Source organism: Acinetobacter sp. 1130196, assembly GCF_000588095.1.
GTDB lineage: Bacteria > Pseudomonadota > Gammaproteobacteria > Pseudomonadales > Moraxellaceae > Acinetobacter > Acinetobacter nosocomialis.
On sequence record NZ_JFWX01000092.1, the window covers coordinates 1 to 3264 of the forward strand.

General features: G+C 36.6%; 3 protein-coding genes and 1 pseudogene. 2 read left to right on the top strand and 2 right to left on the bottom strand.

Annotated elements, in window-relative coordinates; genetic code table 11:
* The coding region (locus tag J671_RS24285; protein ID WP_235823475.1) for a helix-turn-helix domain-containing protein at positions 1–298 on the bottom strand (298 nt) is incomplete at its 3' end.
* A gap of 113 nt (positions 299–411) precedes the next feature.
* On the opposite strand from J671_RS24285, the pseudogene J671_RS24290 reads away from it, so the two are divergent.
* Both J671_RS24290 and J671_RS24295 read left to right on the top strand, forming a co-directional pair.
* A pseudogene (locus J671_RS24290) lies at positions 412–672 on the top strand (integrase core domain-containing protein); the annotation flags it as partial.
* An 81-nt stretch (positions 673–753) separates the two neighbouring features.
* On the top strand, positions 754–2709 hold the full coding sequence (locus J671_RS24295; RefSeq protein WP_000693745.1) for an alkyl/aryl-sulfatase: 1956 nt from the start codon (positions 754–756) through the stop codon (positions 2707–2709).
* Positions 2710–2977: 268 nt separating this feature from the next.
* Here the strand turns inward: J671_RS24295 and J671_RS25695 are convergent.
* A partial coding sequence (locus tag J671_RS25695; RefSeq protein ID WP_000309974.1) for an IS30 family transposase occupies positions 2978–3264 on the bottom strand: 287 nt, incomplete at its 5' end.

Here is a 3264-nt window from a genome sequence, read left to right on the forward strand (position 1 = left end):
TATGGCTTACATTCATTGTTTGATCCAAATCAGGAAATGTCTTTAAACGCTTTGCTATTTGCTGAGGAGACCATAAACAACGGATCGCTTCAACAATAAATTTCCAGAGGATTGAATCGATTTTGAGTTTTCTGTGACCACGTCTACGTCTAGCGAAGGTGTTATCAGAAGCATATCGAGCTTGATAAACGTCATTGATGCTATTTCTTTTAAGCTCACGATAGATCGTACTAGGATGTCTTTTAATGAGTTCAGCAAATTTTCTGGCTGAAAAGCCTTCTTTTCTTGACTCAAGCATTAATGCAGTACGATCTTCAAAGTTAAGATGATGGTATGACAATTTTATATACTCCATAAACCCTTTAAATTAATTAGGTGGTTTATGTCGCACTTCAAGTTTTACTCTGCCATGTATTGAAATCAAATGACATCCAAATCAGCATGGATGGTAAAGGTCGATGGGTTGATAATGTGATGGTTGAACGATTATGGCGGAGCGTTAAATATGAAGAGGTGTATCTCAAAGCCTACAGCAATGTTTTGGATGCGAAGAAGCAATTAAACGCATATTTTGAATTTTATAATTTGAAACGACCTCATTCGAGTCTGGACAAAATGACTCCAGATGAGTTTTACTATGACCAGCTACCACAACAAAATAAGGTAGCTTAACTAGAGCAGAGTATCACTTATAAATAAGCTTTTAGTTGTTCAAACATGTGGGACCACCTCTATTTAAAAAAAGGAAAGAAGATGAAAATTAAGTTTTTAACAGTTTCATTGATGCTTATTCTGCCATTTTCTGTTTTTGCAGCAAATACTGTAGTAGAAAAAGCGGTCATTGAATCAAATAATACATATAAGGCGAAGTATAACTTAGAGGATATGACTGAGTTTAATCAGGCTCAAAAGGGCTTTATTGCCAAGCCAACAGGTCAAATTAAAAGTGAGAAAGGCAATGTTATCTGGGATTTTGATGCATTTAGTTTTTTACAAGATCAAGCACCAAATACCGTTAATCCCACTCTATGGCGACAAGCAAAATTAAACAACAATGTTGGGCTATTTAAAGTAACAGATCGAGTTTGGCAAATTCGTGGTTTTGATTTGGCAAATATGACCATCATTCAGGGTGATACTGGCTGGATTATTGTGGATACATTAACCTCTAAAGAAACGGCTGAAGCAGCACTTAAATTTGCTAGACAGCATTTAGGTGAGCAAAAAATTTCAGCCATTATCTTTACCCATAGCCATATCGATCATTTTGGTGGTGCATTAGGCGTTCTTTCTAGCGAAGAAATTAACGCTAGAAAAACTCCAATTATTGCGCCAAAAGGCTTTATGGAAGAAGCGACCAGTGAAAATGTGATGGCAGGTTCAGCCATGATACGTCGTGCGACTTATATGTATGGAACTTTTCTACCTAAAAATGCGGAAGGATTGGTGGATACAGGTTTAGGTAAGGCTGTTGCTGTGGGAAAAATGGGCATCCTTGAGCCTACACAACTGATCACTCAACCAGAACAGAAAATGACGGTTGATGGCTTGGATTTTGTGTTTTATAACGTGCCGGGTTCAGAAGCACCAGCAGAATTAACGTTCTCTATCCCATCATTGAAACTTTATAACGGCGCAGAAATTCTATCTCATACCATGCATAATCTTTATACCCTTCGGGGTGCTAAAGTCCGTGATGCCTTAAAATGGGTGGGCTATCTAGACCAAGCAATGCAGCATGCCAAAGCATCCGATGTATTGATTGCACAGCATCATTGGCCTGTCTGGGGCAATGACAATATTCAAGATTTTATTAAAACCCAGCGAGATGTTTATAAGTTCACGCATGATCAGACGGTGAGATATATGAACTCTGGTTTTAATGGCGCTGAAATTGCCGAAAAAATTAAGCTTCCAGCGGCACTTGATCAAAAACTATATGCTCATGGCTATTATGGAACCCTAAAACATAATGTAAAAGCAGTATACCAATATTATATGGGATGGTTCGATGCCCATCCTTCCAATTTAGATCCATTACCCCCTAAAGCTGTTGCAAAAAAATATATTGAGTTAGCAGGTGGGGAGAACAATGCATTGAAAAATGCGCGGGATGCCTACGCTCAAGCTGACTATAGATGGGCTGCCGAGATTTTAAAACATATTGTGTTGAATAACCCTCAAAACCAACAAGCAAAAGACTTATTGGCGAATACTTATCGTCAATTGGGCTATGCTGCTGAGGCTTCAACTTGGCGTAATTTCTTTTTGGTGGGCGCTCAAGAGCTACAAAATAATGTACCCCTACAAAATACTTCTGATCCGAGTGATTTATTGATTCATACACCAACTGAAAGATTTCTTGAAGCTATGGCGACAAATTTAGATGTGGAAAATTTAAAAAATGAAAACCAGTGTATCAATCTGGTTTTGTCGGATACCAAAGAGCATTTTTCATTATGGGTTGAAAACTCAGTCATGCAGTTTAAGCGTTATGATGAAAGTAAAGATTTGGCATTGGATTGCCCTACATTAACCTTAACCAAGCCCTTATATCTAAAAATGATTACAGGTCAAATAGAAGGGGTAAAAGTCCTGCTTTCTAAAGACAGTAAAGTCAAAGGTAATCCACTGAAAATTGGAAAATTCTTTGCAATGTTTAAACGTCCAGATTCAATTTTCCCGATTGTGACTCGACCAAATGGCTAAGCTCAAATAAGTAAAGTCGAAACTTAAATTAATAGATCCAAAGAAATGGGTGAAATTATCAACTTGGTTCTCCCAATCTTATAACAGGAATACAAGAAATTATTTCTTGTATTCCTCTTTAAAATTAAAAGTAAGCTATATGTATTTTAACTCTATTGATACTTTATTAAATGGTTTTTGAATTTTTATACTTTATTTTCGATGGAGATATTTTTATTAGTAGCTTGTTTAAAAAAGATTTGTTTATTTTTCTATTAATTGGGCGAATTCAAACATGAGGTGCGACAGTTTCAAAAGCCATATGATAATCAACAAGCTGAGCAAATTTCTCTAATGGTGTAAGCCAATCTAACGCCTTTCTAGGACGAGTATTCAGTGACATGGCAACTTGATTTAAATAATGCTGATCTGCCTGATTTAAATCAATCCCTTTAGGTAAATATTGCCTAATTAAACCATTCATATTTTCGCATGTGCCTTTTTGCCAAGGTGAATGTGGGTCACAGAAATATACATCTATGCCTAAATCTTCTTCGAGTATTTTATGTTCTGACA